The 24,041-nt window shown below is 62.1% G+C and carries 21 protein-coding genes and 1 riboswitch; of the genes, 19 read left to right on the forward strand and 2 right to left on the reverse strand.

Annotated features, from left to right (window positions below):
• The first annotated feature begins 47 nt into the window (after nucleotides 1–47).
• From lepA to recO, 7 genes are all read left to right on the forward strand, one after another.
• Nucleotides 48–1,853: a translation elongation factor 4 gene (gene lepA, locus LVE68_RS16885; protein WP_232941611.1), complete on the forward strand. Its 1,806-nt coding sequence runs from the start codon at nucleotides 48–50 to the stop codon at nucleotides 1,851–1,853.
• Between the two features lie 77 nt (nucleotides 1,854–1,930).
• On the forward strand, nucleotides 1,931–2,749 hold the full coding sequence (gene lepB, locus LVE68_RS16890) for a signal peptidase I (protein WP_232941612.1): 819 nt from the start codon (nucleotides 1,931–1,933) through the stop codon (nucleotides 2,747–2,749).
• A gap of 52 nt (nucleotides 2,750–2,801) precedes the next feature.
• Nucleotides 2,802–3,242: a DUF4845 domain-containing protein gene (locus LVE68_RS16895; RefSeq protein ID WP_232941613.1), complete on the forward strand. Its 441-nt coding sequence runs from the start codon at nucleotides 2,802–2,804 to the stop codon at nucleotides 3,240–3,242.
• Nucleotides 3,235–3,915, forward strand: a complete 681-nt coding sequence (rnc, locus tag LVE68_RS16900; protein ID WP_232941614.1) for a ribonuclease III — start codon at nucleotides 3,235–3,237, stop codon at nucleotides 3,913–3,915. Before LVE68_RS16895 ends, rnc begins: the two co-directional genes overlap by 8 nt.
• A gap of 153 nt (nucleotides 3,916–4,068) precedes the next feature.
• Nucleotides 4,069–4,980 (forward strand): GTPase Era, encoded by a 912-nt coding sequence (gene era, locus LVE68_RS16905; protein WP_232941615.1) that lies wholly within the window; start codon nucleotides 4,069–4,071, stop codon nucleotides 4,978–4,980.
• A 50-nt stretch (nucleotides 4,981–5,030) separates the two neighbouring features.
• Complete coding sequence (locus LVE68_RS18240) at nucleotides 5,031–5,378, forward strand: GFA family protein (protein ID WP_441338251.1); 348 nt, start codon at nucleotides 5,031–5,033, stop codon at nucleotides 5,376–5,378.
• A 120-nt stretch (nucleotides 5,379–5,498) separates the two neighbouring features.
• Nucleotides 5,499–6,251, forward strand: coding sequence for a DNA repair protein RecO (gene recO / locus LVE68_RS16915; protein ID WP_232941617.1), 753 nt, complete (start codon nucleotides 5,499–5,501; stop codon nucleotides 6,249–6,251).
• A 29-nt stretch (nucleotides 6,252–6,280) separates the two neighbouring features.
• Here the strand turns inward: recO and LVE68_RS16920 are convergent, their stop codons facing one another.
• Nucleotides 6,281–9,112, reverse strand: a complete 2,832-nt coding sequence (locus LVE68_RS16920; RefSeq protein WP_232941618.1) for a response regulator — start codon at nucleotides 9,110–9,112, stop codon at nucleotides 6,281–6,283.
• A 418-nt stretch (nucleotides 9,113–9,530) separates the two neighbouring features.
• On the opposite strand from LVE68_RS16920, the gene cysM reads away from it, so the two are divergent.
• From cysM to mazG, 3 genes are read left to right on the forward strand one after another with little or no spacing between them, the layout of a single operon-like run.
• Nucleotides 9,531–10,436 carry a cysteine synthase CysM gene (gene cysM / locus LVE68_RS16925; protein ID WP_232941619.1) on the forward strand — a complete coding sequence of 302 codons (906 nt, stop codon included), beginning with the start codon at nucleotides 9,531–9,533 and terminating at the stop codon, nucleotides 10,434–10,436.
• Nucleotides 10,437–10,457: 21 nt separating this feature from the next.
• On the forward strand, nucleotides 10,458–12,704 hold the full coding sequence (gene relA, locus LVE68_RS16930) for a GTP diphosphokinase (protein ID WP_232941620.1): 2,247 nt from the start codon (nucleotides 10,458–10,460) through the stop codon (nucleotides 12,702–12,704).
• Between the two features lie 37 nt (nucleotides 12,705–12,741).
• Nucleotides 12,742–13,563, forward strand: a complete 822-nt coding sequence (mazG, locus tag LVE68_RS16935; protein WP_232941621.1) for a nucleoside triphosphate pyrophosphohydrolase — start codon at nucleotides 12,742–12,744, stop codon at nucleotides 13,561–13,563.
• A gap of 12 nt (nucleotides 13,564–13,575) precedes the next feature.
• Here mazG and LVE68_RS16940 read toward each other — a convergent pair whose 3' ends face one another.
• Nucleotides 13,576–14,571, reverse strand: a complete 996-nt coding sequence (locus LVE68_RS16940) for a 2-hydroxyacid dehydrogenase (RefSeq protein ID WP_232941622.1) — start codon at nucleotides 14,569–14,571, stop codon at nucleotides 13,576–13,578.
• Nucleotides 14,572–14,750: 179 nt separating this feature from the next.
• Between LVE68_RS16940 and adk the strand changes: the two genes are divergently transcribed.
• The 9 genes from adk to safD all read left to right on the forward strand — a co-directional run bounded on the left by adk (nucleotide 14,751) and on the right by safD (nucleotide 23,823).
• Entirely contained in the window at nucleotides 14,751–15,407 is a 657-nt protein-coding gene (adk, locus tag LVE68_RS16945) for an adenylate kinase (protein ID WP_232941623.1), read from the forward strand.
• Nucleotides 15,408–15,683: 276 nt separating this feature from the next.
• Nucleotides 15,684–16,682: a ferrochelatase gene (hemH, locus tag LVE68_RS16950; RefSeq protein WP_232941624.1), complete on the forward strand. Its 999-nt coding sequence runs from the start codon at nucleotides 15,684–15,686 to the stop codon at nucleotides 16,680–16,682.
• A gap of 289 nt (nucleotides 16,683–16,971) precedes the next feature.
• Nucleotides 16,972–17,817 carry a hypothetical protein gene (locus LVE68_RS16955; RefSeq protein ID WP_232941625.1) on the forward strand — a complete coding sequence of 282 codons (846 nt, stop codon included), beginning with the start codon at nucleotides 16,972–16,974 and terminating at the stop codon, nucleotides 17,815–17,817.
• A 157-nt stretch (nucleotides 17,818–17,974) separates the two neighbouring features.
• On the forward strand, nucleotides 17,975–18,673 hold the full coding sequence (tsaB, locus tag LVE68_RS16960; protein ID WP_232941626.1) for a tRNA (adenosine(37)-N6)-threonylcarbamoyltransferase complex dimerization subunit type 1 TsaB: 699 nt from the start codon (nucleotides 17,975–17,977) through the stop codon (nucleotides 18,671–18,673).
• Nucleotides 18,674–18,688: 15 nt separating this feature from the next.
• The gene (locus LVE68_RS16965) at nucleotides 18,689–19,486 is read left to right on the forward strand and encodes an undecaprenyl-diphosphate phosphatase (protein ID WP_232941627.1); all 798 of its coding nucleotides are present in this window, start codon (nucleotides 18,689–18,691) and stop codon (nucleotides 19,484–19,486) included.
• Between the two features lie 6 nt (nucleotides 19,487–19,492).
• Nucleotides 19,493–20,374 (forward strand): NAD(P)-dependent oxidoreductase, encoded by an 882-nt coding sequence (locus tag LVE68_RS16970; RefSeq protein WP_232941628.1) that lies wholly within the window; start codon nucleotides 19,493–19,495, stop codon nucleotides 20,372–20,374.
• A 51-nt stretch (nucleotides 20,375–20,425) separates the two neighbouring features.
• Nucleotides 20,426–21,514: a tRNA-queuosine alpha-mannosyltransferase domain-containing protein gene (locus LVE68_RS16975; protein WP_232941629.1), complete on the forward strand. Its 1,089-nt coding sequence runs from the start codon at nucleotides 20,426–20,428 to the stop codon at nucleotides 21,512–21,514.
• A 142-nt stretch (nucleotides 21,515–21,656) separates the two neighbouring features.
• Nucleotides 21,657–22,442: a sulfite exporter TauE/SafE family protein gene (locus LVE68_RS16980; RefSeq protein WP_232941630.1), complete on the forward strand. Its 786-nt coding sequence runs from the start codon at nucleotides 21,657–21,659 to the stop codon at nucleotides 22,440–22,442.
• Nucleotides 22,443–22,455: 13 nt separating this feature from the next.
• On the forward strand, nucleotides 22,456–23,823 hold the full coding sequence (gene safD, locus LVE68_RS16985; RefSeq protein ID WP_232941631.1) for a sulfoacetaldehyde dehydrogenase SafD: 1,368 nt from the start codon (nucleotides 22,456–22,458) through the stop codon (nucleotides 23,821–23,823).
• A 73-nt stretch (nucleotides 23,824–23,896) separates the two neighbouring features.
• Nucleotides 23,897–23,995, forward strand: a riboswitch (TPP riboswitch).
• Nucleotides 23,996–24,041 lie beyond the last annotated feature (46 nt).

Genomic DNA, 24,041 nt, shown 5'->3' on the forward strand with positions numbered 1-24,041 from the left:
GAGGTCGCCAGATAACATTCTGATTTTCAAAGGGTTTCTAATCCGCAGTGGCAACAGATCTCTCCCATATCCGCAACTTCTCCATCATTGCGCACATCGACCACGGTAAATCCACCCTGGCAGACCGTTTTATCCAGGTCTGCGGAGGGCTGAGCGACCGGGAAATGGCCCAGCAGGTGCTCGACAGCATGGATCTGGAGCGGGAGCGCGGTATCACCATCAAGGCCCAGAGCGTGACCCTGGATTACACCGCGCGCGACGGCAAGACCTACCAGCTCAACTTCATCGACACGCCCGGCCACGTGGACTTCTCGTACGAGGTATCGCGCTCCCTGGCGGCCTGTGAGGGTGCGCTGCTGGTAGTGGACGCGGCCCAGGGGGTTGAAGCCCAGTCCGTGGCCAACTGCTATACCGCCATCGAGCAGGGGCTCGAGGTGATCCCGGTACTGAACAAGATGGACCTGCCGCAGGCCGACCCGGACAAGGTGGCGGAGGAAATCGAGGACATTATCGGGATCGATGCCACCGAAGCCACCCGTTGCAGCGCCAAGTCCGGCCTGGGGGTGGAAGAGGTGCTGGAGGACCTGGTGCGGCTGGTGCCGCCGCCGGAGGGCAATGTGGATGCACCCCTGCAGGCACTGATTATCGACTCCTGGTTCGATGCCTACCTGGGTGTGGTCTCCCTGGTGCGGGTGGTGCAGGGCACCCTGAAAACCAAGGAAAAAATTGTTACCAAGTCTATCGGCCGCGCACACGTGGTCGACAGTGTGGGGATTTTTACCCCCAAGCGGAAAGAGACCGGCGTGCTGCGCGCCGGCGAAGTGGGCTTTGTGGTCGCCGGTATCAAGGACATCCACGGCGCGCCGGTGGGGGACACCCTCACCCATGCCAAGGAAGCCGACGATGTGAATATGCTGCCCGGCTTCCAGAAGGTGAAACCGCAGGTATACTCCGGCCTGTTCCCGGTCAGCTCTGACGATTATGAGGCTTTCCGGGATGCACTGGACAAGCTCTCCCTGAACGACGCCTCCCTGTTCTACGAGCCGGAGACCTCCGATGCCCTCGGGTTCGGTTTCCGCTGTGGTTTCCTGGGCATGCTGCACATGGAAATCATCCAGGAGCGCCTGGAGCGTGAGTACGACCTGGACCTGATCACCACCGCACCCACCGTGGTCTATGAGGTGGAGTTGACCGACGGGGAGGTGATCACCGTGGATAACCCGTCCCGCCTCCCCGAGGTGGGCAATATCGAGGAAATGCGTGAGCCTATCGTCGAGGCCAATATCCTGGTGCCACAGGAGCACCTGGGCAACGTTATTACCCTGTGTGTGGAAAAGCGCGGTGTCCAGAGGGATATGCAGTACGTGGGCAGCCAGGTGTCGCTGCGCTACGAGCTGCCGATGAGCGAAGTGGTAATGGACTTCTTTGACCGGCTGAAATCGGTCAGCCGTGGCTTCGCCTCACTCGATTACAGTTTTGTGCGCTTCGACCCGGCAAAGCTGGTGCGGCTGGATATCCTGATCAACGGTGACCGGGTCGATGCGCTGGCGCTGATTGTGCACCGTGATACCGCGCAGCAGAAAGGGCGCGCGATGGCGGAAAAAATGAAGGAACTGATCCCGCGGCAGATGTTTGACGTGGCGATCCAGGCTGCGATCGGGGGGCAGGTGATAGCCCGCACCACGGTCAAGGCCCTGCGCAAGAACGTGACCGCCAAGTGTTACGGCGGCGACGTATCGCGCAAGAAGAAACTGCTGGAGAAACAGAAGGCGGGCAAGCGCCGGATGAAACAGCTCGGGCGTGTCGAGGTGCCGCAGGAGGCCTTCCTGGCGGTTCTGAAAGTGGATCAGTGAGTGGTGGCTGCGGACTGCCATGCCCGGCAGGACCACACGGACTATTGATCGCGTTGGTATAGATCTCTGAGAGCAATATGGACATCAATTTCCCCCTGATCCTGTTGTGGCTGGTAGTGGGCAGTGGCCTGATCTGGCTGGTGGACAGCCTGTTTTTTGCCCGGCGGCGGCGCGAGCTTGCGGCAGCCGGGGTCGATTCAACGCAGGCGCAGCCCGGCAGGCAGGTGGCGCCGGGCGAGGTGCGCGAGCCGGTGCTGGTGGAGTATGCGAAGTCATTCTTCCCGGTGCTGGCGCTGGTGTTTGTATTGCGCTCCTTTATCGTCGAGCCGTTCCAGATCCCCTCCGCATCCATGGTGCCCACCCTGCAGGTGGGCGACTTTATCCTGGTGAACAAATACGCCTACGGACTGCGCCTGCCGGTTTCCCGCACCAAGGTAGTGGACATTGGTGAGCCGGAACGCGGGGATGTGATGGTGTTCTTTCCGCCGCACATGAATGAGACGTATTTTATCAAGCGTGTGATCGGCCTTCCGGGAGACCGGATCCGGGTTGAGGGTAACATGCTGTATATCAATGGTGAGCCGGCACCGCAGGAACTGATCCAGGCGATCCCCCCGGGCGATCCGCAGATGGAGGTCCTGTGGGAGGAGATCTATGGCCGCCGTCACCTGATGGCCAAGAGCGTCTATCCCAGCCGCTTCGCCAATATCCCCGAGGTGGTGGTGCCCGACGGGCATTATTTCATGATGGGCGACAACCGGGACAACAGCCTGGACAGCCGCGAGTGGGGCTTTGTGCCCGAGCAGGATATCGTCGGCAAGGCTTTTGCGATCTGGATGCACTGGGACGCTCTGTTAAGCGTGCCCAGCTTCAAGCGCGTGGGTACCATCGAGTGACAACCTTCGATTTTCATTGAGCATCGACAATAAAAAGACAGAGGATAGCTTTATGGGTGGGCAAATCAGAGCTTCACTGCAGCGCCAGCGCGGCATGAGTTACTGGGGCATCATACTTGTTGTGGCCGGGCTGGGTTTTGTCCTGACCTGTGTCTCCAAGATGGGGCCTGGCTATATCGACGCCTATTATGTTGACCAGGGCCTCAAGAAGCTGGCGGAGCAGGATAACCTGCGCGACATGACACGCTCGGAGATCAAGAAGGAACTCGACAAATTCTTCCTGATCAACAACGTCCGCGGCCAGCCGACCGAATCGGTCAAGATTATCCGCGGTGCGGACAGCATGCTGGTCAGTGTCGACTACGAGGTGCGCCAGCCACTGATGTACAACGTCGATGTGGTTCTGCGTTTCAACAAGCAGCTGAATACCGCCAAGGCGGAGCTGTGCTGCGAGCCACTGGTAGATCTGGAGCAATTCCGCCAACGTGACTGATATTGCACTGGAGCGCCTCTGCCGCAGGCTGGGTCATCACTTCGAACGTCCCGAACTGCTCGAGCTGGCGCTTACCCATCGCTCCCATGGCAGCCGCAACAATGAGCGGCTGGAGTTCCTGGGCGATTCCATTCTTGGCTTCACCATCGGTGCGGCACTCTTCGAGCAGTTCCCGGCCGGCCGCGAGGGCCAGCTTACACGCCTGCGCGCACAACTGGTCAGCGGTGAGATGCTGGCAAAGCTGGCGCGCGAAATGGAACTGGGTGAGTGCCTGCGCCTGGGCGAGGGAGAGATGAAAAGTGGCGGCCACCGGCGCGCCTCGATACTCGCCGATGCGGTCGAGGCCCTGATCGGTGCGATCTACCTGGATGCGGGGCTGGAGGCGGCGCGCGCGCGGGTGCTCGACTGGTATTCCACCCGTTTGCAGGGGCTTTCCCTGGAAACCGCCAAGGATCCCAAGACCCGCCTGCAGGAGTGGCTGCAGGCGCGCCAGCGGCCGCTGCCCGAGTACCGGGTGGTGGATGTGGCCGGCGCCGAGCACGCGCAGCGATTCGTGATAGAGTGCAAGGTGGAAGGGCTGGCGGATGCGGTCAGGGCCGAGGCAAGCAGCCGCCGGGCCGCCGAGAAAGCCGCCGCCGCCGAGGCCTTCCGGCTACTGACCGGTGCGAGCTGAGCCTGCCTGGCGAATTCTGTTACAGTGCCTCCATCCCTCACCCGATCCCCATGCTGGCGATCCCCGGAACGGGCATTGTGCACCCGGCACCAGATACACCCTACAATCAAGTGGAGCGAGCATTGATGCGCGTCCCGCACCCGGAGGTTTTCCTTGAGCGATTCTAACCAGCAGCAGGCCCGCCGTTGCGGCTATGTTGCCATTGTCGGCCGACCCAATGTCGGCAAGTCCACCCTGCTCAACCACATGCTGGGGCAGAAGCTGGCCATTACCTCGCGCAAGCCCCAGACCACCCGCCACAATATGCTCGGTATCAAGACCGAGGGCGATTACCAGATCGTGTTTGTCGATACCCCGGGCCTGCATGGCGAGGCGGACAAGGCCATCAACCGCTATATGAATCGCGCCGCGAGCAGTGCTGCCCGGGATGTGGATGTAGTGGTATTCGTGGTTGAGCGAACCCGCTGGACCGAGGGCGACCAGCTGGTGGCGGACAAGCTGCGGGGGCTCAAGAGCCCGCTGGTAATCGCGGTAAACAAGGTCGACCAGCTGGACAATAAGGGCGACCTGCTGCCACAGCTGCAGGCGCTGGCAGAACAGCACCCGCAGGCCGAGATCGTACCCATCTCCGCGCTGCGCGGGGTCAACCTGGATGCGCTTGAGGAAGTGATCGTCCGGCACCTGCCCGAGGGCGAGCACTACTTCCCCGAGGAGCAGATCACTGACCGAAGCTCCCGCTTCCTCGCCGCAGAGATTGTGCGGGAAAAAGTAATGCGCCAACTGGGGGCGGAGATCCCCTACCAGGTCACCGTCGAGGTGGAAGAGTTTGCCCAGGACGGCAGTGTCCTGCACATCAGCGCGGCGATCCTGGTGGAGCGTAGCGGCCAGAAACGGATCCTGATCGGCAACAAGGGTGAACGCATCAAGCAGATCGGCAGCCAGGCCCGCCAGGATATGGAGCGCCTGTTCGACAGCAAAGTGATGCTGAATCTCTGGGTCAAGGTCAAGTCCGGCTGGTCGGACGATGAGCGCGCCCTGCGCAGCCTCGGCTATCGCGACGACTAAATCCCGGATTGTTGCTCGTGTCAGTTGTCGCTGGAACCGGACGAGAGGATGTGGCGGAGCAATCCGGCGGCCGGCAACCGACTGAGCACCGGGCGTCGTGCAGGTGCGGCCAGCTGCGACTGGCTGCCCATGGCAATCCCGTCAGGGTATCCATCTGCCATTGCCAGGCCTGCCTGCGCCGTGCCGGCAGTGTCTTCGGCGTGCGGGCGCGCTTCCCCGCCGAAGCTGTTGATCTGCACGGTGAATGGCGCGAGTACCTGCGCACCGCCGACAGTGGCAATTGCCTGGCATTTCGTTTTTGTCCCGCCAGAGGGGCAAGCCTGTTCCTGGTCCTGGATATCGAGCCGGGGGCTCATAGGGTTTCCGGTGGGAGCGTTTACGGACCCCGGCTTGCCTGAGCCGACCGCTTCAATCTATGAATCAAGTTGCCATTCATGGGTAAAATTGCCGGATAATATCGAGCATCGTCCCTGAGGCATTAGCCCGGTGCAGCCAGGCTATTCACTACAGAAACTTCCATGTCCCATCGGCAACCACCGCAACCGGCCTATATCCTGCACTCGCGGGCCTATCGCGATACCAGCCTGATCCTGGAATTGCTGACCCCGGATGAGGGGCGGATCAGCTGTGTCGCCCGCGGAGCGCGCCGTGACAAGCAGCGCCGCCAGCAGTCATTGCAGCCGTTCGCCCCGCTGTTGGTGTCGCTGCTGGGTCGCGGTAGCCTGAAAACCCTGGGCCAGGTGGAGAGTGCCGGTGTTGCCACCTGGCTGCGGGGCCGGGCTGTTTATGCCGGCCTGTACGCCAATGAGTTGCTGGTCAGGACGCTGGCGGAGGGAGAAGCCCAATACGCGGTGTTTGCCTGTTACCAGTCGCTGTTGCAGGAGCTGGCGCAGTTGGCGGGTGATACCGCCGGCGCACTGGAGCCGCCGTTGCGCCGGTTTGAATTGCAGCTGCTGCGGGAACTGGGCCAGTGTCCACAACTGGGCTACTGTGCCCACAGTCAGGGGCCGGTCAGTGCGGAAGGGGTTTACCGACTGGAGCCGGAGCACGGCTTCGTGCCGGTGTTCCGTTCGGCCACCGGTGCGAGGTCCGTCGATGAATTCAGCGGCGTTGAGCTGCTGGCGCTGGAGTGCGCTGCGGCGGGCCAGGCGATCGACCCGGCCATGCTGGCCGTAGCCAAGCGCCTGACCCGCCTGTTGTTACAGCCACTTCTGGGCGCCCGGCCGTTGCAGAGCCGCGAGCTGTTTCGCCAGGTCTATGGTGAGCGCTGAACCGTCACCCGGCCTGGGCCCGGCGTAAGTCAGGCGTTGGCCGTCAGGCCGAACAGTGCGTCCAGGTCCTGCTCAGAGGCCCATTCCCGCAACGCGCGGATCTCGCGGGCCACCGCTTCCACTTTCTGGTCGTCGATATCGGCATCATTGCGGTTCTGCAACGGGCGCAGGTGGTCCTGCAGGGCACCGGTGGCCTCCCGCAGGCGCGGGACCCCGCAGTAGCAGCAGCCACCGTGGAGCCGGTGTACCAGCTCAAACAGGTCGCGGTGATTGTCTGCGGCACGGCAGCGGTTGAGTTCCTGCTCGTCGGCGATCAGTCCCTTGACCAGCATCTGCAACATATCCCGGGCCAGGGTGGCGTCGTTGTTACTGAGCGACAGGCTCTCGGATATATCCACCAGGCGTGGCGTGTCCGGCGCCTCCTGGTTGTCCCTGGTTGGGACAAGGATTTTCATCCAGCGCTTGATCATATTGCTCAGCTGGGCTTCGCTTACCGGCTTGCTCAGGTAGTCATCCAGGCCGGCGGAGAGCAGGCGGGCCTTTTCCTCGGCACCGGCATGGGCCGTCAGGGCGATAATCGGCACCCTGCCATCGGTTTCTGCCGCACGGATTTTCTTCGTTGCCTCGATACCGTTCATGCCCGGCATCTGGATATCCATAAAGATCATGTCGAATGTTTCATGCTCCCACAGGGATATCGCTTCCTGGCCGCTGGCCGCAACGGTCACGTCAATACCCTGGGCCCGCAGCAACTCGCCCACCAGGTGGCGATTGGCCTCGTGATCATCCACCGCCAGTACCCGGGGCGGGGATGTCCATGGCAGGGCCGGATGGGTGGTGCCAGTGGGGCGGCTACTGGGCTGGTGGGGGAGCGAGCGCCGCATGGCCCGCAGCAGGTTGTCGCGGGTCACCGGCTTGGCCAGGAATGTGAGTACGCGGGTGCGCAGCTGCTCGTAGCAGCGGCGCAGTTCCACCGGCGAGCCCTGCATGATCACCCGGCACTGGTAAGTGTCCACCAGCTGCTGGATAGTGCCGACGAAACTGCAGAAATCGTCCCCGGCGATGGCGGTATCAATGATCACTGCATCGGGCAGGGCATCGTGGTTCCACATCTGTTGCAGTGCCGGAAGCAGTGTGCCGGTGTCATCCAGCTCGATGGCTTCAACCCGCCAGAGCTGCAGCAGTTGTGATACCTGCATGCGCGTCATGCGGTTGGGGTCGGCAATCAGCACCCGCGCGCCGGGGAACTGGTCCCGTACCGGCTGGCTGCGGTTGCGTTCCAGTTGCAGCGGGATATGCACCCAGAAGGTGGCGCCCCCGCCAGCGGCCTCGTCGATACCAATGCTGCCGCGCATGCGCTCCACCAGGCTGCGGGCGATGGCCAGTCCCAGCCCATTGCTGCTGATCTGCTGCCCGGGACTCTGGGCACTGCTCTCGAGCACCTGGCGCAGCTCCCGGCGACCCTCCTCGTTGATCCGGTTACCGAGATCGGTGACGCTGATGCGCACCGTAATCTCTGCATCCTGGCCACTTTGCACACTGGCGCGCACCGGGATGTTGCCGTCTGCCGAACTGCGCACGGCATTGCCCACCAGGTTGGTGAGTACCTGCTTGATGCGCAGGGGATCGCCAATCATGGTGGGCGGTAGCTGGGCGTCGATCAGCGGTACCAGTTCGACCCGGTTCTCGTGGGCGAAGGGGGCGAGGATCTGCAGGGTTTCCTCGAGCAGCTGCCCTACGTTGAGGGGAATATGGTCCAGCACCAGGTTGCCGGACTCGATCCGGGAAAAGTCCAGGATGTCGTTGATGGTTGTCAGCAGGTTCTCGGAGGAGCGCAGGATTGTCTGCAGGTAATCCTGTTGCAACTCGTCGACCTCGGTTTTCAGCAACAGGTGGGTAAAGCCGATGATACCGTTGAGCGGGGTGCGTATTTCGTGGCTGGTATTGGCGAGGAATGTGGACTTTACGCGGCTGGCTTCCAGTGCCTTCTTGCGGGCCAGGTCCAGCTCGATATTCTGCTCCTCCATGCTGTCCAGGGACTGGCGCAGGTCCTCCATGGATTGCAGCAGGTTTGCGGTGGCGTCCTCCTGGTAGGAGGCAAAGTTGCTCGCCATCTGGTTGATCCGCTCGGCCAGCAGGTTGAGTTCGCGATTTTCCCCGGGGGCAACCCGGCGGTCCAGTTGGCCGTGGCCGATATCCTCGACCGCCTTGCCCATATGCGTCAGGTAGCGCCCCAGCCTCTCGGACAGGAAGATCGACCAGGCCAGCGCGGCCAGGGAGCACAGTATCAGTCCCAGCAGGCCGGCCAGGGCCACCTGGTAGGCACCGATGGTGAAATAGGGGCGATGCAGCTCGATGGCGATCCAGCAGGTCAGCGGTTCGGTCTTGAGGGGATGGAGTACCTGGATACTGCCGGATTTCTCCAGAATAAAGCCATCCGACTGGTCCGCCAGCTGGGTGGCCCTGAGGGGCGAGCGCGGGCGCGGGCCCGCCGACGCCAGTTCCTTCAGCCCCGTGTCCGGGTCGAGGTCGTCCCCGGAAGCGGAGTAGATGTGCACCGACCGCACCATGTCCTTCTCGAGCATCAGGGCCAGCAGGCTCTTGTGCAGCCAGTCGAGGCGCTTCTGCAGCGGCTCCCCATCGCTGAGCTCGATCAGTTCCGCCAGCTGCTCCGCGCTGGCGTGGCCGTGGCTCAGCAGGAGCTGGCGGCGATCGCTCACCTGTTGCTGGGTCAGCAGCCCACCCAGTACCAGGGCCAGGATCAGTGCGGGCCCCAGGGTCAGGCGGAAGATCAGGGCGCGCAGCGAAACCGCGCGGCTGGCGGGGTCCGGGTCTTGTACCGGAGAAGTGGGTACAGTCATAGGAAGGACATGTGTTCGGACGTTATTTTGTCCCGATTCTACTCCCCCCGGGGGCAAATCGCACCACGCCAGTTCGCACTAATTCCACGGCCGCCGGCGGGGCCGGTATATCCCCGGGCCAGGGGCAGTGAGTACCCGGAGCCGTTTCCCGCAGGCAGGCCGTAACGCCGCGTTGCGGAAAAACAGCTTCGTTCCTGCGGTCCGTGCCCGAAAACAGGTGACGCCGTGCCGCTGATTGCGTATTTGCCCTGCGAAACCAGATTTCTCACCGCTGCGCCCCTTGCCTGGTTTTCCGGCAGGGTGGCCGTTGGGTTGACCGTAAACAGGCCACCGGCCGGGCAGATTTCACCAGGGTCGCAGGTGCCGGGCCCGAAGGGTAGAATGGCGCTTCGATTTTTTGCCCGGTTGCGAGCACATTATGCATTACCCGACGATTGCCGACTGCGTGGGGAACACTCCCCTGGTGCGCCTCCAGCGCCTGCAGGGTGATACCAGCAACACGATTCTCCTCAAGCTCGAGGGCAACAATCCTGCCGGCTCGGTCAAGGACCGACCGGCCCTGTCGATGATCAGCCGGGCAGAGGCCCGTGGCCAGATCACGCCCGGCGACACCCTGATCGAGGCGACCAGTGGCAACACGGGAATTGCCCTGGCGATGGCGGCGGCGATCAAGGGCTACCGCATGATCCTGATCATGCCCGAGAGCGCCACCGAGGAGCGCAAGGCGGGAATGACGGCATACGGTGCGGAGCTGGTCCAGGTCAGTGCCGAAGAGGGTATGGAAGGGGCGCGAGACCTGGCACTGCGTATGCAGGCCGAGGGGCGAGGGCTGGTACTGAACCAGTTTGCCAATGATGATAACCCCCGCGCGCACTATGAGGGCACCGGCCCAGAGATCTGGCGCCAGACCGGCGGCGAGATTACCCACTTCGTTTCCTCCATGGGGACCACTGGCACCATCATGGGCTGTGGCCGCTACCTCAAGGAACAGAATCCGGCGGTACAGATTGTGGGCCTGCAGCCCACCGAGGGTTCCAGTATCCCCGGGATCCGCCGCTGGCCGCAGGAATACCTGCCCAGTATTTTTGTGCCCGAAGAGGTGGACCGCGTGGTGGATATGGACCAGCGCGAGGCCGAGGAAATGGCGCGCAAGCTGGCGCGGGTCGAGGGGATTTTCGCCGGGGTGTCTTCCGGCGGTGCTGTGGCGGCAGCCCTGCGGCTCTCCGCGGAAGTGGAGAATGCCACCATCGTCGCCATTGTATGCGACCGGGGTGACCGCTATCTCTCCTCGGGGCTGTTCAGTCAGCCGCAAGCCGGCAATTGATTCGGGAAGTATTCAAGTCCGATGGTACAAGTCAGAAAACATCACTCTTTCGGCGCGAGTGGCGAACTGGACCTGGAGTCCTGGTTACGCCATATCCAGACCCTCGCCAATCTCGATGGCGGCGCCCTGGTTACCCTGCGTCGCGCGGCGGAGCTGAGCAGCGATGCCGAGCAACAGGCCATTGCGGCGGAGAATATCTGGGCCGAGGGGGCCAGCAGCTACCTGACCGGCCTGGAAATGGCCGAGATCCTCGCAGACCTGCAGGTGGACGGCGAAGCGCTCTGTGCCGCAGTGCTGTACCGCGCGGTGCGGGAAAAGCGCCTGCCGGTCAAGAAGGTCGAGGAGGAGTTCGGCAAGCCCGTGGCCAAGCTGATCCGCGGGGTGCTGCGCATGGCGGCGATCCGCAGCCGCAGTGCGGATACGGATACCGAGAGTGCCCGCGGCGCGGTCGAGGAGCACTCGGAAAATATCCGCCGTATGCTGGTGGCGCTGGTGGACGACGTGCGTGTGGCGCTGGTCAAGCTGGCGGAGCGCACCTGTGCCATTCGCGCGGCGAAAAACGCCGACCCGGTGAAGCGCCGGCGGGTGGCCCGGGAAGTGGCGGATGTCTACGCACCGCTGGCCCATCGGCTGGGTATCGGCCATATCAAGTGGGAGCTGGAAGACCTGTCGTTCCGCTACCTGGAGCCGGAAGACTACATGCGGATCGCGCGGCTGCTGGACGAGAAGCGGCTCGATCGACAGAAATATATTGACCAGGTGCTGGAGCTGCTGCGCTCCGAGCTGGGGCGCGCGGATATCGAGGGCGACGTTTTCGGCCGTGCCAAGCATATCTACAGCATCTGGCGCAAAATGCGCCGCAAGAATATCGGCTTCTCGCAGGTTTACGACATCCGCGCGGTGCGCATCCTGGTGCCCACCGTGCGCGACTGTTATGCCGTACTGGGCATCGTGCATAACCTCTGGCGCAATATTCCCAACGAATTCGACGATTACATCGCCTCGCCCAAGGAGAATGGCTATCGCTCTCTCCACACCGCGGTCATCGGCCCGGAGCGGAAGGTGCTGGAGGTGCAGATTCGCACCTTCGCCATGCACGAGGAGGCCGAGTACGGCGTCTGTGCGCACTGGCGCTACAAGGGCACGGACAAGGACTCGCAGGGGCAGGACGGTTACGAACAGAAAATTTCCTGGCTGCGCCAGGTACTCGACTGGCACGAGGAAGTGGGCGGCAACCCCTTGCAGGACGACCTGCAGTCCAGTGAGGTGGATACGCGCATTTACGTGTTCACCCCGGACGGGCATGTGGTGGACCTGCCGAGTGGTGCCACGCCGCTGGACTTTGCCTACAAGATCCACACGGAAATCGGCCATCGCTGTCGCGGTGCGAAGGTCGATGGCCGCATCGTGCCCCTCAACCACGAACTGCAGACCGCCAACCAGGTGGAAATCCTTACCGGCAGGCGCGAGGCACCGAGTCGCGACTGGCTGTCGCCGGGGATGGGCTATATCACCACTTCGCGCGCCCGGGCCAAGATTATCCACTGGTTCAAGCAGCAGGCCCGCGACCAGAATATCGCGGATGGCCGGGCGATCCTCGACGGCGAGTTCAAGCAACTGGCGTTGATCGACTTCGACTTTGCCGCATTGGCCGCCAAGCTCAATATGCACTCACTGGACGACCTCTATGCCGCCGTGGGTGCCGGGGATATCGGGGTAGGGCAGGTGCTCAATTCGGCCCAGCGGATGGTCAAGGTTGAGCAGGCCGAGCCGGTTCCGTCGCTGACTGCGTCAGTGGCGCGCAGCGATGGCCAGGCCGATGTGTATATCGATGGTGTCGGTAACCTGATGACGCATATCGCGCGCTGTTGTAACCCGGTCCCCGGCGACGAGATCATGGGTTACATCACGCTCGGTCGGGGTGTTTCGATCCACCGCAAGGACTGCGCCAACATGCTGCGTATGCAGTCAGAGGAGCACGAGCGTGTGCTGCAGGTGGAATGGGCGCAAAAGCCGCGTGAACTGTATGCGGTGGAAATCATGATCGAGGCCTATGACCGCCACGGGTTGCTGCGGGATATCACCGCGATGCTGGACAGCCAGCGCATCAATATCACCGCCATGCAGACGCGCTCGAATAAGCACAAGCATACGGTGGACATGGTGCTGACCGCGGAGATCCACAACTTCGAGGAGCTGAGCCGTGTACTGCACCGGATCAACCAGCTGCCCAATGTGGCCTCCGCCCAGCGTCGTGTCCTGCATTGAGGCGGCGTAATGCCCTGTAAACCGACCGGAGTTGACCTTGCAAGATCGCTACACCGTTGAGGACCTCCTGCACCTGATGGCGCGCCTGCGCGACCCGGACGGGGGTTGCCCCTGGGACCTGAAGCAGGACTTTGCCAGTATCGTCCCCTCTACTATTGAGGAGGCCTATGAAGTGGCAGAGGCCATCGAGGCGGAGGACTTTGAGCACCTGCATGAGGAGCTCGGTGACCTGCTGTTCCAGGTGATCTTTTACGCCCAGCTGGGGCGGGAGCAGGATCGCTTCGATTTCCCCCGGATAGTCGATACGCTGGTGCGCAAGCTGCTGCGCCGGCACCCACATGTTTTTCCCGATGGCAGGCTCTACGGCCAGCGTCCGCAAGCGACTGTGAATGAGTCCGAGGTCAAGCGCAACTGGGAGGCGATCAAGGCCTCGGAGCGCGGTGCCAGGGGGGACGCCGGGGTGCTTGCCGGTGTCGCGCGGGGACTGCCCGCGAGCACACGTGCGCTGAAGCTGCAGAAGCGTGCGGCCGGGGTCGGTTTTGACTGGCCCGCGCTCGATGGCGTGCTGGAAAAAATAGAAGAGGAAGTAGCGGAATTGCGGGCCGCGGTGGCTGCCGGGGACAGTACCCACATAAGGGAGGAGCTGGGAGACCTGCTGTTCAGTTGTGTGAATGCGGCGCGTCACCTGAAGGTGGATCCGGAGGGCGCCCTGCGGGACTGCAACCGCAAGTTCGAGCGCCGTTTCAATATGGTGGAGGGGGCCCTTGCCGCCGATGGGCGCCGCCCCACCCAGGCCTCGCTTGAGGAGCTGGATGCGCTGTGGGAAAAGGCCAAGCGCGTCGAGCGGGGCGGGGAGTGAACCGATAGCCTGTCAGTCGACGAACAGTGCATTGCTGCATTGCCCATGTGACTCGAACTCTGTCACATTCTGCAACGTGGTCTGCGCGATATTACAGATGGCTTCCCGTGTGAAGTATCCCTGGTGGCCGGTTACCAGTACGTTATTGAACATCAGCAGGCGCGCAAAAACATCGTCATCCAGCACGGTATCCGAGTGGTCCTCGAAAAACAGGCTGTCCTCCTCCTCGTAAACGTCGATGCCCAGGTATCCGAGCTTGCCGCTTTTCAGTGCCTCGATAACTGCGGGAGTATCGATCACCGCACCGCGGGATGTGTTGATCAGGCAGGCACCATCGCGCATCTTCGACAGCATATGCCGGTCAATCATGTGTGTTGTGGCGGGGAGCAGGGGGCAGTGGAGTGAGATGATATCGGAGTTCCTGCACAGGGTGTCGAGGCGCACATAGCGCATTCCCAGGGCGTGGCAGTCAGGGTTCTCCTCCGGGTCATGGCCCAACAGTTCACAACCGAAGCCGTGCATGATGCGGGTGAAAACCGTCCCGATCTTGCCGGTTCCCACCACGCCCACGGTCTTGCCGTGGAGGTCGAAGCCCATCAGGCCATCGAGGGCGAAATTGCCGTCCCGGACCCGCGCCTGGGCGCGGTTGATGTTGCGGATCAGGCACAGCAACAGGGCCGTGGCGTGTTCGGCGACCGCGTAGGGCGAATAGCCTGGTACGTTGGCGACCAGTATCCCGAGCTGGTTGGCCGCCTTGATATCCACATGGTTGAAGCCTGCGGAGCGCAGGGCGAGCATTTTTACCCCGCTCTCCTGCAGTCGCTGGAGCAGGTCACGGTCGACCGTGTTGTTGACAAAAATACAGAAAGCTTCCGCGCCCTTGCCCAGGGCCAGCGTGTCGCGGTCAAGCTGGGTGTCTATATAGTGAAGTTCGTGGCCAAAGCGGCGGTTGTACCGGTCGAGGTAGGTCCGGTCGTAGGAGTGAGTCTGGTAGACGGCAATTTTCATGGACCTGGCTCCTGCGGTACAAATTTTGTACTAGCATAGCGTGTTGGCAGTGACCGACCCGTCATCGGTCGGTCGCGCTCGCCGCTGTACCTTGCCCTGCCTGGGGTCTGCGTGTAAGGTAGCGCTCTTTTGGCGTGGCAGGCATTGACCCGCCGATATAATCTGGAGGCAATCTGACTATGCGAATTATTCTCTTGGGGGCGCCGGGGGCCGGCAAAGGTACCCAGGCTCAGTTCATTACAGAGAAATTCGGCATTCCGCAGATCTCCACCGGCGACATGTTGCGTGCGGCAGTAAAGGAAGGCACCCCGCTGGGGCTGCAGGCCAAGGACATCATGGCGGCCGGTAAGCTGGTTTCGGATGACCTGATCATTGCCCTGGTCAAGGAGCGTATTGCCCAGCCGGACTGTGCCAACGGTTTCCTGTTTGACGGTTTCCCGCGCACCATCCCCCAGGCCCAGGCACTGCTGGATGCCGATGTTGCCATCGATCATGTACTGGAAATCGCTGTGGACGATGAAGAAATCGTCAAGCGCCTGTCTGGCCGCCGTGTCCACGAGGGATCCGGCCGCGTCTATCACGTGATTTACAATCCGCCGAAGGAAGAGGGCAAGGACGATGTCACCGGTGAACCGCTGGTGCAGCGTAGCGACGATACAGAGGAAACTGTCCGCAATCGCCTGGCGGTGTATCACGAGCAGACCGAACCGCTGGTTGGCTTTTACCGCGAGCTGGCGGAGCGTGCACCGGAAACTGCACCCAAGTGCAGCAAGGTTGCAGGCGTGGGCACCATGGATGAGATTCGCGAAAAGGTGAGCGCGGCGCTCACCAGGTGATGCGCCCGGTCCCGGACTGATCCGGGAATGGGTTCGCCACGTAAAACGGCCCCCTGACGGGGGCTTTTTTGTGTCCGGCATATGGGCATCCGGCATACGGTTTGCCGGGTTCGGGGGATTGCCTGTAATTGCTGTTCACATCTGGGGCGCCGATGTATTCCGCTTTATAGTGTTCAGGTATTCCTTGGGGCTTTGCGGCTGCGATGCCAGGGGCGTTGCCGGCGCGACCCTGGGTACAGCCGGGCGGATCTGTTCAATTTCAAATGGGGCCAGCAAATGACTACAGCCGTTATCCTGATGAATCTGGGGACACCGGAAGAACCCACGCCCGCAGCAGTGCGGCAATTCCTTCGCGAATTCCTTGGCGACCCCCGGGTTGTTGAGGTTCCCCGCCCGCTGTGGATGGCCATCCTGCACGGATTCGTGTTGCCCTTCCGGCCGGGCAAGATCGCCCCGGCCTACGCGGAAATCTGGGGCCGTGGACTGGACGGGGAAGCGGTTGAGGGGTCACCGATACACTTCTACACCCGTCGCCAGGTGGAACTGCTGCAGGCGCGCCTCGCTGACCTGCGACCCGATATTACCGTGGATTACGCCATGACCTATGGCAGGCCCGGCCTTCAGTCCACTGTCGAGCGCCTGCGCCGGGAAGGCTTTGATTCATTCCTGGTGCTGCCGCTCTATCCCCAGTACTCAGCGACCACCACCGGCGCTATTTATGACCAGGTGGCGAAAATCTATCGGTCCAACCGTGATATCCCCGATATCAGCCTGGTGCGCGATTATTACCGGCACTCACTCTATATCCAGGCCCTTGCCAGTTCGGTGCGGGAGCACTGGGAAAAACACGGTGCCGCAGAAAAGCTCCTGATGTCTTTTCACGGTATCCCCCGGGCCAATGTCCGCAAGGGCGATCCCTACGAACAGCAATGCCATGAAACCGCCCGGCACCTGGCCAGTGCGCTGGGACTGGCGGAGGACCGCTGGCAGATCTGTTTCCAGTCGCGTTTCGGCAAGGCCGAGTGGTTACAGCCTTACACAGATAAAACCCTGGAGGCATGGGGGCGTGAAGGGTTGGCGAGCGTCGATGTAATCTGCCCGGCATTCGCGGCCGATTGCCTCGAAACCCTGGAGGAAATTGCAGTAGAGAATCGCGCTAATTTCCAGGATAGCGGCGGGGGTGAATACCGGTATATTCCGTCCCTGAATGCTCGGCCGGATCATATCGAAGCGCTCGCGGCCATTATCGAAGAAAAGCTTCCTCTCTCCTGTTAAAAATCCGCTTTGTCGCCCTTGAAAGTGAAAAAATGGATCCGAATGGTTGAAAGCGGGATTTTTTTACCCAAAAAGCTGTTTTTTTGTCCCATTTTTCTTGCAAAGCAGGTTTTTTTTATTAACTTAGATAAAGTTGCATGGAAATAAACCATGCAACTCGCTCCCTGAGCGCAGCCGGCTACCTGCTGACTGAACTTAAAGGGAAGTCGAAAGGCGATGACCGCGGCAATCAAGCCGATACACTTTCAGGTAGGTAGGAAGTACTTCTTCTCATACAAGGAGACAAGGGATGGCACGAGTAGCAAAAAAGCGTACAGCAAAAAAGAAGGCCACGGCCAAGCGTACCGCCCGGGCAAAAGCTCCGGCTTCACAATCACCTGCAGTAACCAAGGCCCAGAAGTCGGTTGATTCCGCGACCAAGGCCCTGGATGCCCAGATGGATCGCGTGGCCAAGGCACGTGAGCGGGCCCAGCGGACCGGAACAGCGGCGGCCAAGAAGTCCCTGACCAGCGCCAACCAGAAGTTAAAGGATTTGCGCGCCAAGTCGGCTTCCGCAAAGCTGGACCTGGCCAAAGCCAAGGCAATGGAAACGGTTCGTCACGCGGAAGAGGCAGCCAAGCAAAAAGTTTCCGAGATGGCGGATAGCCTGTCCAGCAAGGCGGAAAAGGATATGAAGGCGGCAGTCGACGCCTTTGAAAAGCGCTGGAAAAAGTCCCGCGAGAAAGCTGATGCCAAGAAGCTGAAGGCGGCGGAGAAAAAAGCCGAGGCCAAGGTGAAGCAGGCGGCCAAGAAGGCCACCGCCAAGGTGAAGGCGCTGGACAAGAAAGCCGCGGCCAAGGCCAAGGCTGATGCCAAGAAGGCGGCCAAGAAGAAGACGGCTAAGAAAGCTCCCGGCAAAAAAGCCGCACGTAAGAAGGCCACCACCAAGCAAGCCGGCCGGCCGAAGAAGTCTGCAGCAAGGGCCGGTAGCGCCCGCAAGGGACAGAAACGCGGACCCGGTCGTCCCCCCAAGGTGAATGTGGCTGACAGGAAGGCGGCCGCGTCTGGCAAGAAGGCCGCGACCAAAAAGGCCACCAGGAAAAAGGCGGCGAAAAAGTCCACGGCTCGCCGTGGCCGTCCGCCCAAGAAGTCCTGACAACCGGATATCCATTCCGGTTACCCGCAGTATCGAGCAAAAGCCCCGGCCTGGCCGGGGCTTTTGCGTTTGCGGCCAATTCCGGGGCTCCAGGCCATGAACTGCCGCGGCGGATGTGACACAATCTGCTCCTCGCAATTGATGGGACCCCTCTGCAGTGAAAATCCTCGCCCTGGATACCACCTCCGGCTCCTGCTCGGTCGCCCTGAGCGATGGCGACCTGGTCCGGGAGCAGTTTGTCGCCGCTGAACGCGACCACACCCGCCGCCTGCTGCCCATGGTTGACCAGGTACTGGCCGAGGCCGGCCTCAAGCTCAGTGATCTCGACGCCCTGGCCGTCAGCCGCGGCCCGGGCTCGTTTACCGGCCTGCGTATTGCTATCAGTACCACCCAGGGCCTGGCGTACGCCGCGGACCTGCCGGTAATTCCCGTATCCAGCCTCGCTGCACTTGCCGCCGGGGCGAGGCGCCAGCACCGGGACTGGTCGACCGGGAGCATCATCGCGGCACTGGATGCGCGTATGCAGCAGGTCTACTGGGGAGTTTACTCCGCCGCATCACCGGCGCAGAGCCTGCTGCCTGAGGCAGTGCAGGACCCGGAAGCGGTGGCTGCGGTGATCGCCGGTGCGGAACTCGACTCCCCCCTTTATGGAGCTGGCCCGGGCTGGCACTACGAGGGCCTGGCGACGGCACCGGTGACGGCAACGGACCAGAATTGCCCCATCCATGCCCGGGATATCGCTGAGCTGGCCCGTGCGGCCGGCACAGCGGCGGCAGTCACTGCAGAACAGCTGGAGCCCCTTTACCTGCGCAATGAAGTCACCTGGAAGAAGCGGCAGAAAATCCGCTCGGAATAGGAAACCCGGCCTTACATGGAAATTTTTCAGATTGTGATCCTGGCCCTGATCCAGGGGCTGACGGAATTCCTGCCCATCTCCAGCTCTGCCCACCTGATCCTGCCCAAGGAAGTACTGGGGTGGCCGGACCAGGGGCTGGCATTCGATGTTGCGGTCCACTTTGGTTCGCTTTCGGCGGTGATTTTTTATTTTCGGCACGAGGTGTGGGCGCTGCTGCGCGATGGCCTGGGTGGCCTGGTAAAGGGGGAGTTTACCGATGACGGCCGGCTGGCCTGGTTGATCGTCCTGGCGACTGTCCCCGCGGGCATGACCGGTCTGGCGTTCAAGGGGTTTATCGAGCACAACCTGCGCTCTGCGGCGGTGATTGCCGCTGCCACCATTGGCTTTGGTATTCTCCTCTGGTGGGCAGATGTGCGTGCCCGCCGTGAATTGACGCTGGCCCAAATGGACTGGAAAAAGGCCCTGTTGATCGGGGTGGCGCAGGCCGTCGCATTGATCCCGGGCACTTCCCGCTCCGGTATTACCATGACCGCGGGCCTGATGCTGGGAATGAAGCGGGAGGCCGCGGCGAGATTCTCTTTCCTGATGTCGATCCCGGTGATCGCCCTCAGCGCCCTGTTGCTGACGTTCGACCTGCTCGGTGAGCAATCTGTCCCCTGGGGGGATATATTCCTGGGGGCGTTGCTGTCGGGCATCAGTGCCTACCTGTGTATTCACTTTTTCCTGCAATTTATCAGCCGCATCGGTATGGCGCCCTTCGCCATTTACCGTCTCCTGCTGGGGGCGGCTCTTATCTGGATGATCTGGGGGTAACTGCCAATGACAACCGTCGCATTCATTGGGCTCGGGGTAATGGGGTATCCGATGGCGGGGTTCCTCGCCCGGGCCGGCCATACAGTGCGGGTATACAACCGCACTACCAGCCGTGCACAGCAGTGGGCCGGGGACTACCCGGGCACCGTCTGGCCGACACCGGCGGAAGCGGCGCAGGGAGCGGAGTATGTGTTTGCCTGTGTGGGTAACGATGACGACCTGCGCGAGGTAGCCTGCGGGGAGCGGGGCGCGTTTGCAGGTATGTCCCGGGGCAGCCTGTTTGTGGATCACACCACGGCTTCTGCCAATGTGGCGCGGGAACTGGCAGCCCTGGCTGCGGAGCGCGACATCGGATTCCTGGATGCACCGGTCTCCGGGGGCCAGGCCGGGGCCGAGAACGGTGCGCTCACGGTGATGGTGGGCGGAGAACCCGATGACTACGAGCGTGCGCTGCCGCTGATCGATCACTACGCCCGCGCGGTCAACCGACTGGGCCCGGTGGGCAGTGGCCAGCTGTGCAAGATGGTTAACCAGGTCTGTATTGCCGGTGTGGTGCAGGGCCTGGCCGAGGGGCTGCACTTTGCCCGGGCGGCCGGGCTCGATGCGGAGCAGGTTGTCGAGGTGATCTCCAAGGGAGCGGCCCAGAGCTGGCAGATGGAAAACCGCTACCAGACGATGCTGGCGGGCGAATATGAGCACGGGTTCGCAGTCGACTGGATGCGCAAGGACCTGGCCATCGTGCTGGACGAGGCACAGCGCAATGGCGCCCTGCTGCCGGTTACTGCCCTGGTGGACCAGTTCTACAGTGAGGTGCAGGCCCTGGGTGGTGGTCGCTGGGATACCTCCAGCCTGTTCGCCCGCCTGACGAATGTACGCTCTTTCGACTGAGCCGCATCGCGCCATGGAAGCAGTGACTTTAGTCCGGGGCGGGGCTGGGATATGAAAGTCCTGCTGTTGTCCGCCTACGACGCCGGCAGCCACCGCCGCTGGCGCAGGGGCCTGGTCGCTGCATTACCCGAGTGGGACTGGACGGTGCTCACCCTGCCTCCGCGGTATTTCAGCTGGCGTGTGCGCGGCAACAGCCTCAGCTGGGGGCGGGGAGAGGCTGCCAAGATTCTGCAGCAGCCCCATGACCTGGTAGTGGCCACTTCCATGACTGACCTGGCCACGCTGCGCGGCCTGGTACCGTCGCTGGGGGGTATTCCCGCAGCAGTTTATTTTCACGAAAACCAGTTCGCCTACCCTCGCAGCGATCGGGCGTTCCAGTCGGTCGAGCCGCAGCTCCTCAACATCTATACCGCCCTTGCCGGCGACCTGCTGTTGTTCAACTCGGAATTCAATCGCAGCACCCTCCTCGACGGCGCCAGGCAGCTGCTGAAACGCTTCCCCGATCACGTGCCGCCCGCTATTTGCGATGAGATCGAGCAGAAATCACGGGTACTGCCGGTGCCACTCGACGATTCGCTTTTCACCGGGCCAGCCCCAACGGCAACCGGCCCGGACCGCGATGCCCCGCTGGAAGTCTGCTGGGCGGCGCGCTGGGAATATGACAAGGGTGGCGAGCGGCTGCTGGGGATACTGCAAGGGCTGGAGGAGGGGCAGGTGAACTACCGGCTGCACCTGCTGGGGGAATCCTTTCGCAACAGTCCCGGGGAGTTCGCCACTATCCGGCGGGAGTTTGCCCATCGGCTGGGGCGGGTGGGATTCCTGCCCGACCGGCGGCAGTACCTGGAGATCCTGGCGCGCAGCCATGTATTCCTGTCCACCGCCCACCACGAGTTCCAGGGGCTGGCAGTGATGGAGGCCTGCGCGCTGGGGTGCTCGCCCCTGGTACCGGACGAGCAGGCCTACCCCGAGTTTTACCCCGTTACCAGCCGCTACCGGGACGTCCGCGAGGCAGTCGATAAAATAGGCCGTATGGCCGCCGGTACCGCACTGTGCCCGTCACCGGATTTTTCCGGCTATGCATGGCAGCGGCTGGCCCCGGCGTACAGGGATTGTCTGGCCGGTGTTGCAAGTATGTCCTGATTTAACCAGTCGTGGTCCGGTGACTACTGGGTTTGGCTGGTAGCTGCGGCTAGACTGCCCATCGACGGGTTCGCCATCGACGGGTTCGCCCACGATAAGACTCAACAATGCCGGGCCCCGGCGCTGCTGTAGAGACCGTGCCGTGCCGGAATTCGCCGAATTCTCCTTTTTGTCCTCGCTATCGTCGCTGTCCTCCCTGTCGGCGGTGACGCTGGGGCTGCTGCTGGCGGTTTGTGTCGCCAGTGCATTTATATCGGCGGTTACCGGTGGTGCCGGTGGTGTGCTGATGTTTGCCGCACTCAATGTGGCGATCCCGCTGCGGATGCTGGTGCCGATTCACGGTGCGGTACAGCTGATGAATAATCTCGCGCGGATCTACTATGTGCGCGAGCACATCCGCTGGGAGTTCTGCCTGCCCTTTTTTGCCGGCTGTACCCTGGGTGCGGCGGTCATGACCATGGGACTGGCAAGCCTGGACTGGCAGCAGTTGCCGATGGCGCTACTTGCCGTCCTGATTTTTTACACCGTATTGAAACCGAAGAAACTGCCGGAAATCCGCCTGGCCCCGCGCAACTATTTCTGGGTCGGGATCGGAACCGGGACGCTGGGCATACTGGCAGGCGCCGTGGATCCATTGCTGGCGGCCTTTTTTGTGCGCAGGGACCTCTCGCCCAAAGAGGTGGTGGCGAATAAATCGGTCATGCAGGCCTGGTGCCATGCGCTCAAGGTGCCCGCGTTCATCTACCTGGGCTTTGCCTTTTCCGATCACCTGGGGCTGATACTGCTGTTGACCTTGGCAGCGGTGGTGGGAACCCGGATCGGCATCGCCATGCTCAACCGCCTGGACAGCAGGCTGTTCTTCCGGCTGATGCGGTTGGCACTGTTGGTTGCCGGCCTGCGAATCATCTATCAACTGATTGTGAATTAACTGGAGCGCCGCCATGGCCGATTATCGCATCCTCAATCCCTACGACGGTGAGCTGATCGAAGAGTACGATTTTGCTGACCGCGACGATGTCGAGCGAGTTATTGGCCAACTGGTGGCGGGGCGTGCGGTACAGTCAGCCACACCAGCATTCGAGCGTTCCGATATCCTGTTGCGGCTTGCTGGCCTGCTCCGTGAGCACGCCGATCACCTGGCCAGGCTAATTACCGCCGAGACCGGCAAGACCATCAGTGACAGCCGGGTGGAGATCGAGCGCGCGTACAACACAGCCCTGGCGAGTGCCATGGAAGCGCGCGCCATAAACGGCGAGGCACTGGATTCCGATGCCTACCCTCCGCAGCGTGAGCGCATCGGCGTGGTGTTGTGGAAGCCGCTGGGCACGGTACTGTGTATCACTCCGTTTAATTTCCCCATCAATATCGCTGTACACAAGATCGGTCCGGCATTTGCCGCGGGCAACACCATCCTGTTCAAGCCAGGCCCGCAGAACAAGCGTTCGGCGGAATTCCTGGTGGAGCTTTGCTATCGCGCCGGTATGGATCGCAACGTACTGCAGATGCTGGTGCCGGATATTCCCGCCACCAGCTACGCCGTGGCGCACCCGCAGGTGCAGGCAGTCAACTTTACCGGCGGCACGGCGGCGGCCAATGCCATTGCCGCAGCGGCCGGTTACAAGAAACTGCTGCTCGAGCTGGGCGGCAACGATCCCCTGGTGGTGATGGCGGACGGCGACCTGGATGCGGCGGTATCCGCGGCCATCAACCAGCGGTTCGCCACTGCCGGCCAGCGCTGCACTGCGGCCAAGCGTCTGTTTGTGCAGCGCGAGGTTTACGAAGCTTTCACCGGCAAGCTGCTGGATGCTACCGCCCGCCTGGAAGTCGGCGACCCGATGGCGGAAGATACTTTTGTTGGCCCGCTGATCCACACTGCCGCCGCAGACGAGGTGCACGGACGTGTCGAGGATGCGGTGACCCGGGGTGCGCGGGTGCTGTGTGGGCATCGCCGCGAGGGCAACCTGTTGTGGCCCACGGTTATCGACAGGATCCCGGACGACGCGCCCCTGGTGGCAGACGAGACCTTCGGGCCGGTTATCCCGCTGCGCCCGTTCGACAGCATCGACGAGGTGATCAGGCTGGTTAATGACAGTCCCTTTGGGCTGCAGGCCGGGGTTTTCACCCGTGACCTGGGCCTGGCCAAGCAGCTGTTCAACGCTCTCGATGTAGGGCTGCTGGCTGTAAACGACGGCCCGGGCTTCCGCGCGGAGCATTTCCCCTTTGGCGGGGTGAAAGAGAGCGGGGTAGGGCGCGAAGGTGTGCGCTACGCCATTCGCGAGATGAGCTACCAGAAATCCCTGGTAATCTGACCCTCTCTTGGCCCCGGTTCACAATACTGTTGGCCGGCCTTGTCCAGGGCGCGGATCATCCACTATACTCCGGCACAACTTGTCGGAGTGCCTGTGGGCTGAGATCGCTGTTGCGAGATCCGTTGAACCTGATCGGGGTAACCCCCGCGTAGGGAACAAGATCTGAAGTCGCTACATATGTGAGCGCGGGGTTTTCACCATAAATTCCCCGCTACCGA

It is taken from the genome of Microbulbifer sp. YPW16, from assembly GCF_021290385.1.
Classification (GTDB): Bacteria; Pseudomonadota; Gammaproteobacteria; order Pseudomonadales; family Cellvibrionaceae; genus Microbulbifer; species Microbulbifer zhoushanensis.

Coding starts and splice junctions, on each gene's coding strand:
- adk (WP_232941623.1), top strand. CDS start 14,751: ATGCGAATTATTCTCTTGGGGGCGCCGGGGGCCGGCAAAGGTACCCAG.
- recO (WP_232941617.1), top strand. CDS start 5,499: ATGTCCCATCGGCAACCACCGCAACCGGCCTATATCCTGCACTCGCGG.
- relA (WP_232941620.1), top strand. CDS start 10,458: ATGGTACAAGTCAGAAAACATCACTCTTTCGGCGCGAGTGGCGAACTG.
- LVE68_RS16895 (WP_232941613.1), top strand. CDS start 2,802: ATGGGTGGGCAAATCAGAGCTTCACTGCAGCGCCAGCGCGGCATGAGT.
- hemH (WP_232941624.1), top strand. CDS start 15,684: ATGACTACAGCCGTTATCCTGATGAATCTGGGGACACCGGAAGAACCC.
- cysM (WP_232941619.1), top strand. CDS start 9,531: ATGCATTACCCGACGATTGCCGACTGCGTGGGGAACACTCCCCTGGTG.
- LVE68_RS16970 (WP_232941628.1), top strand. CDS start 19,493: ATGACAACCGTCGCATTCATTGGGCTCGGGGTAATGGGGTATCCGATG.
- LVE68_RS16965 (WP_232941627.1), top strand. CDS start 18,689: ATGGAAATTTTTCAGATTGTGATCCTGGCCCTGATCCAGGGGCTGACG.
- LVE68_RS16940 (WP_232941622.1), bottom strand. CDS start 14,571: ATGAAAATTGCCGTCTACCAGACTCACTCCTACGACCGGACCTACCTC.
- LVE68_RS16920 (WP_232941618.1), bottom strand. CDS start 9,112: ATGACTGTACCCACTTCTCCGGTACAAGACCCGGACCCCGCCAGCCGC.
- LVE68_RS16955 (WP_232941625.1), top strand. CDS start 16,972: ATGGCACGAGTAGCAAAAAAGCGTACAGCAAAAAAGAAGGCCACGGCC.
- LVE68_RS16975 (WP_232941629.1), top strand. CDS start 20,426: ATGAAAGTCCTGCTGTTGTCCGCCTACGACGCCGGCAGCCACCGCCGC.
- safD (WP_232941631.1), top strand. CDS start 22,456: ATGGCCGATTATCGCATCCTCAATCCCTACGACGGTGAGCTGATCGAA.
- lepB (WP_232941612.1), top strand. CDS start 1,931: ATGGACATCAATTTCCCCCTGATCCTGTTGTGGCTGGTAGTGGGCAGT.